5 protein-coding genes are annotated in these 6,283 nt (G+C 66.1%); 3 read left to right on the top strand and 2 right to left on the bottom strand.

The annotated features are described in order from the left end of the window. Positions 1 to 1,648, top strand: a 1,648-nt coding sequence (locus tag EB084_17415; protein NDD30037.1) for a type II/IV secretion system protein, incomplete at its 5' end; no start/stop codon positions are given. A gap of 31 nt (positions 1,649 to 1,679) precedes the next feature. Here the strand turns inward: EB084_17415 and EB084_17410 are convergent. Together EB084_17410 and EB084_17405 are read right to left on the bottom strand one after the other, a co-directional pair. After that, entirely contained in the window at positions 1,680 to 2,624 is a 945-nt protein-coding gene (locus EB084_17410) for a 3'-5' exonuclease (protein NDD30036.1), read from the bottom strand. Beyond that, the gene (locus EB084_17405; GenBank protein ID NDD30035.1) at positions 2,506 to 2,874 is read right to left on the bottom strand and encodes a hypothetical protein; all 369 of its coding nucleotides are present in this window, start codon (positions 2,872 to 2,874) and stop codon (positions 2,506 to 2,508) included. The genes EB084_17410 and EB084_17405 overlap by 119 nt, the downstream gene beginning before the upstream one ends. Before the next feature lie 386 nt (positions 2,875 to 3,260). On the opposite strand from EB084_17405, the gene EB084_17400 reads away from it, so the two are divergent. Together EB084_17400 and pnp are read left to right on the top strand one after the other, a co-directional pair. Beyond that, the gene (locus tag EB084_17400; protein ID NDD30034.1) at positions 3,261 to 3,530 is read left to right on the top strand and encodes a 30S ribosomal protein S15; all 270 of its coding nucleotides are present in this window, start codon (positions 3,261 to 3,263) and stop codon (positions 3,528 to 3,530) included. Positions 3,531 to 3,914: 384 nt separating this feature from the next. Continuing rightward, a partial coding sequence (pnp, locus tag EB084_17395; GenBank protein ID NDD30033.1) for a polyribonucleotide nucleotidyltransferase occupies positions 3,915 to 6,283 on the top strand: 2,369 nt, incomplete at its 3' end.

Genomic DNA, 6,283 nt, shown 5'->3' with positions numbered 1-6,283 from the left:
GAAATCGGCCGCCAGCTGGCTTCGCGGGCTGTTCGGCCGCGGACGCGACCTCGACGTCAACGCCGCGCCCACCGACAGAGCATCAGCCGAAGAGCTGGAGCGCTTCCCCCTGGTCGATCTGTCGCAGCTGGAGCTCGATCGCGAGGTCGCGCAGGCACTGGCTGAAAGCGTATGTCGCTCCATCGAGGGGATATGCATCGGGCGCATCTCGGCCAACGAGATCACCGTCGCGGTGAAAGATCCCACGTCGGTGCACGTCTACGATCACATCTCGTATGCGTCGCAAGGGCAGCTCCGCCCGACGCTCGTGCGCGCAGATCCGCTCATGTGCGAGCTGGCCCAGGAATGGGCCTTCCGCCTGCCGGCCTTTGCTTCGCAGCTGTCGTGGCTCGAGTGGCTCGAGCGCAAGAAGCTCGAGGCCGAGACGCTCGATGTGAAGACCGCGGCAGAGGTCACCTTTGGCGTTGAAGACATCACCAGCCCCATCATCAGCGCGGTCGACCGCATCATCAAGGAAGCCATCTCCGCGGGAGCGAGCGACATCCACCTCGAGACCTTCGAGCTCGAGATGGTGGTTCGGTATCGCATCGACGGCGTGCTGAACGAGATCAACACGTTCGAGTCGAAGGAAGCCGCCGCCATCGTCAAGCGCGTGAAGATTCTGGCCAATCTCGACATCGCCCAGGATCGCATCACCCAGGGCGGGCGCATCTCGGTGGCGGTGGCGGGACAGGAGCTCGATCTCCGCGTGAGCATCGTGCCCGTTCCCAAGGGCGAGAGCGTGGTGATGCGCCTCCTCAAGAAAGGCTCGTTCAACCTCACCCTGCGCGATCTGGGCTTCAACGAGACCGACGAGGGGCGGTTCCGCACCGTTCTTTCGCAGCCGTACGGCATGGTTCTGGTGAGCGGCCCCACGGGCTCCGGAAAGAGCACCACGCTGTACGCCAGCCTGGCCGAGATCCAGCGCCCTGACCGCAAGCTGCTCACCATCGAAGACCCCATCGAGTACCAGATGCCGCGCGTGACCCAGGTACAGGTGAATAACGCGCCCCGTGAGGAAGAGAAGCGGGTCACGTTTGCCAAGGCCCTGCGGGAGTTCCTCCGTCAAGACCCGGACGTCATCCTCGTGGGCGAGATCCGCGATGCGGAGACCGCGGCCATCTCCGTGCAGGCCGCACTGACCGGGCACATGCTGCTGTCGACCATCCACACCAACGACTCGGTAGGAATCGTCGCGCGCCTGCGCGACATGGGGGTGGAGCCCTACCTGATCGGGTCTGTTCTGCTGGGCGGCGTGGCCCAGCGCCTCTGCCGGCGCATCTGCAGCCAGTGCCGCGAAGCCATGCCCGTACCGCACGGGCTGGCGCCGCTGCTGGCCGAGGAAGGTCTCGCGGTCACCGAGGTCTTTCACGGCCGTGGGTGCACGACGTGCCACGGCACCGGGTACCGCGGACGCCTGGGCCTCTACGAGATCCTCGAGGTGGGCGGCGAGGTGCGCGAGCTCATCTCGAGCCGCGCGCGCGACGAAGAGATCAGAGAGGCCGCGCGGGCACACGGGTTCCGCACCCTGCTGCAAGATGGCCTGCGCAAGGTGGCCAACGGCGCAGTCACCTATGACGAGGTGCAGCGCGTCTGCATGTCGATCTGACGCTCGGGGAGCGCGAGACGCTCGCCCGGGGTCAGGCGTTGGCGACCTGCTGGGTGGCCCGAGGCGTGGGCCTCGCCGAACCGCCCTGGAACTGAAGCACGTGCCCCACGGTCTGCAGCTTCTTCTGGGCGAGCATGGGCAGCATGGCCTGGAAGACGCGCACGGTCATGAGCGTGTCGCCCAGCGCGCGGTGCGCGGTCTCCTTCTGGATGCGCAGAGCCTGGGCAAGCCCGCCCAGGCTGTAGTCGCCCAGCTTGTAGCACTTGCGGGCCAGGGGAAGGGTATCGAGGACCAGATTGGTCGGCATGGCGATCCCGGCCTCCTGGAACTGCACCAGCAGAAAGGAGAGATCGAACGGAGCGTTGTGGGCCACGAGAACCGCTCCCGCGGCCATCTCGAGAATGGTGGGCGCGATGTCGGCGAAGCGCGGCTTGCCCCACACCATGGCGTCGGTGATGCCAGAGACGCGGGAGGCGTCAGCGGGGATCTCACGCTCCGGGTAGACGAGCGTGTCGTACGTGCGCTCGACCTGGCCGTTCACGGTGCGAACCAGGGCGATCTCACAGATGCGATCTCCGCGCTCGGGGTACAGGCCGGTTGTCTCGGTATCGAAGAAGAGGAGCGGCGCCTGGGTGATCTTGGAGAGCAGCGCGGTTGAGCTCACAGATGGGGCCTCCCGGTTGGAATGCAGTACGGTTTGCCGCCGCACCGGGAATGCCTGCCCCCGAAGATAAAGTTGGGTCCACAAGATGTCCGGAAAACGTCCACAGGCGGGGCTGAGACGAGGGACGTGCGAGAACGGGAACGGGGAGACACGTCGTGCCTCCCCGTCTCTGACCTGCGATGCGCTCCGCGCGTTACAGCGGGCGATTCGACTCTGTGGTGTGCACCCCGCCGACCGACATGCCGGGCGGGTGACCTCCGCTGAAGCCGCTACCGCTGGTGAGCACGCCTCCGTTGGAGAGCCCCGCGGCAGGGCCCTGGCTCGAGGCGAAGGGGTTCACCGACGACGCCCCCGCGCCACCCGAATGGCTGACGGCGTTGAGATCTTCGAGCGCCTCGCTCGAGATGTGCGAGTGATCAACGGTGTTGATGCCCGGCGACGCCTGGCTGGCGCCCAGACCGGCCGCCGCGCCCGCCGCGGCTGCGCCGCCGGCCTTGCTGGAGGCGCTGGTGCTCGAGGTGCTGCCTATCGCCTTGATCGAACCGAGCTCGTCATGGGCCATCGACTTGTACTCCTTGGACTGCCGCTGGTCTCGCAGCGCGCGTCTCGGCGACGTCTGCGGCGCGGCATTCTCTTCTACTACGGTCATTATTGTTGCCGGGGGCGGGTCGATCAACCAGCCAGATGTTAACACGATGTTACAGATGTTTCCGGGATGTGGCCGAGATGTTGCCGAGATGTGAACTCGCCGTGGCCGCGGTAGAAAGAGGGATCGCGGCGCTTCCCTGGCGAACCCCCCCGCCTGCCAAGGCTGCGGCGCTGAGACGCCCCGCGGTTGTTGACAGTCTCTGGGCCTGAAGATAAAATGGCCTGTACCCTTCTCGGGCGCACCTTGTGGGTCGAGGACGCGCGGGATGCGGTTGACATCGAAAGGAGACCATGTGACCCATGCCCCAGCTCAAGGAAAAGAAAGCGGAGATCATCGAGAAGTACAAGCTCCACGAGGGCGACTCCGGCTCCCCTGAAGTGCAGATCGCACTCCTCACCGACCGGATCAACCACCTCACCGATCACCTCCGCACCCACAAGAAAGACCACCACTCACGCCGCGGCCTGCTCATGCTGGTCGGTCAGCGACGTCGGCTGCTCAACTACCTGACAGCAACCGACATCAAGCGCTACCGCTCGATCATCGAGCGTCTGGGCCTGCGTCGCTGAGCAGCATACGAACGGAGGAGGTCGACAGCCGACCCCTCCGTTCGTTGTTCATGCGCATCTCTCCGGGGGGAAACGTACACACCCACACAGCAAACGGCTGACGACACCGCGCTCCGCGCCAGCGCGTCTCGTCGCTTCCCACGATCCTGCTTCAAGGGTCGAACCGTGACGCCTGGCACCTGCCTGAGCGAACGCGCTGCTTCCACCCGCCCCACAGGCGCAGACCCCCCGAGAGAACCACCCGGGAACGCACACGCCCCTGACCCAAGGAGACCCCTGACCCGCGGGTGCCCGACCAGGCGCCCCTGATACGACACAGGCACATCCCACACGGGATTCGATACCAACCCAACAAGAACAGCAAGAAAGAACCGAGGATAGAGAATGATAGAGACCACTGAAAAGCCGAGCCTCGAGTCGCCGCTCGGCAAGTTCGTCGTCGAGCGCGAGCTGGCTGGCCGCACGCTGCGGCTCGAGACCGGGACGCTGGCCAAGCAGGCCAATGGGGCCGTCGTGGTGACCTACGGAGAGACCGTCGTCATCGCCACCGTCACCGCATCGAGCAAGCCCCGCGAGGGCATCGACTTCTTCCCGCTCACCGTCGACTACGAAGAGAAGATGTACGCCGCGGGCAAGATCCCGGGCGGATTCATCAAGCGCGAGGGGCGCCCCACCGAGAAGATGATCCTCTCGAGCCGCCTCATCGACCGCCCCATCCGCCCCCTGTTCCCGGATGGCTTCCGCAATGACGTGCAGGTCGTCTGCTACGTCGTCTCCCACGACCGCGTCAACGATTCCGACATCCCCGCGATGATCGGCGCGTCGGCGGCGCTGGCCATCTCCGACATCCCGTTCGCGGGCCCTATCGCGGGCGCACGCGTGGGCCGCATCGACGGTGAGTTCCGCGTGAACCCCACCTTCCAGGAGCTCGAGGGAAGCGACATCAACCTGGTCATCGCGGGCACCCGCGACAGCCTGATGATGGTCGAGGCCGGCTCGCTCGAGGTGAGCGAGACCGACATGCTGGGCGCCTTCCACAAGGGCTTCGAAGCCATCCGCTTCGTCATCGACATGATCGACGAGCTGGTGAAGATGGCCGGCGTGCCGAAGGGCAACTACCCCATCATGACCCCCGACCCCGTGCTCGAGAAGGTCATGCTCAACCTGCTGGGCGACGACATCAAGAAGGGCATGCGCATCATCGAGAAGGCCGCCCGCAACGCGGCCCTCGACGCCATCAACAAGTCGCTCTTCATCGAGCGCGTCGAGGCGAAGAAGGGCAGCTTCCCCGAGAAGGAGCACGTCCTCGCCATCGTCAACGACCCGGGTCGCAAAGACTTCGGCGCCCTCGTCAAGAAGCTCGAAGAAGAAGAGCTCAAGACGATGATCGTCGACGAGAACCTGCGCCCGGACGGCCGCACGCCGGAGCAGATCCGCGCCCTCGACTCGAAGGTGGGCCTGCTCCCCCGCACGCACGGCACGGGGCTCTTCACCCGCGGCCAGACCCAGGTGCTCACCATCTGCACCCTGGGCATGCCCAGCGAAGACCAGCTCCTCGACGGGCTGTCGCCGGATGACTCGAAGAAGTACATCCACCACTACAACTTCCCGCCGTTCTCGGTGGGCGAGACCCGTCCGATGCGCGGCCCCGGCCGTCGCGAGATCGGCCACGGCGCACTGGCCGAGCGCGCACTCATGGCCGTGCTCCCGCCGCACGACGAGTTCCCCTACACCATGCGCCTCGTCTCCGAGGTGCTCGAGTCGAACGGCTCCACCTCGATGGCCTCCACCTGCGGCAGCACGCTGGCGCTGATGGACGCGGGCGTGCCCCTCAAGGCCCCCGTTGGCGGCATCGCGATGGGTCTCGTCATGAAGGGCGACAAGCACCGCGTCCTCACCGACATCCAGGGCATGGAAGACGCCCTCGGCGAGATGGACTTCAAGGTGGCCGGTACCCGCAAGGGCATCACGGCGCTGCAGATGGACATCAAGCTGATGGGCATCTCGGCCGAGATCCTCGAGCAGGCCCTCGCCCAGGCGAAGGATGCCCGCTTCCAGATCCTCGACGTGATGGAGGCCTGCATCGCGCAGCCGCGTGAAGACCTGTCGAAGTTCGCTCCGCGCATGTTCACGATGCAGATCAGCCCCGACAAGATCAAGGACGTCATCGGCCCAGGCGGCAAGGTGATCAACAAGATCATCGCCGAGACCGGCGTCAAGATCGACATCGAGAACGACGGCCGCATCTTCATCGCTGCCACCGACGGCGACGCCGGGAAGCGCGCGATGCGCATCGTTGAGGACCTCACCCGCGACGTGGAGATCGGTGCGATCTACCAGGGCAAGGTGCTGCGCCTCATGAACTTCGGCGCCTTCGTCGAGATTCTGCCGGGCAAGGAAGGCCTGGTGCACATCTCGCAGCTGGCTCCGTGGCGTGTGAACCGCGTCGAGGACGTGGTCAAGATCGGCGACGAGATCCCCGTGAAGGTGGTCGAGATCGACGGTCAGGGCCGCATCAACCTCACCGCGAAGGGCATGATCCCGGGTCTCGAGATGCCGGAAGGCGCCGAGATGCGTGACGAGCGCGAAGACCGCGGCGAGCGTCCGGATCGCGGCGAGCGCGGTGGCTTCCGCGACCGCGGCGAGCGCGGTGGCTTCCGCGACCGTGGCGAGCGTCCCGAGCGCGGCGAGCGTCCCGAGCGCGGCGAGCGTCCCGAGCGCGGCGAGCGTCCCGAGCGCGGCGAGCGTCCCGA

This window comes from Pseudomonadota bacterium (assembly GCA_010028905.1).
Classification (GTDB): Bacteria; Vulcanimicrobiota; Xenobia; order RGZZ01; family RGZZ01; genus RGZZ01.
This window is presented reverse-complemented; position numbering and strand designations above follow the sequence as displayed.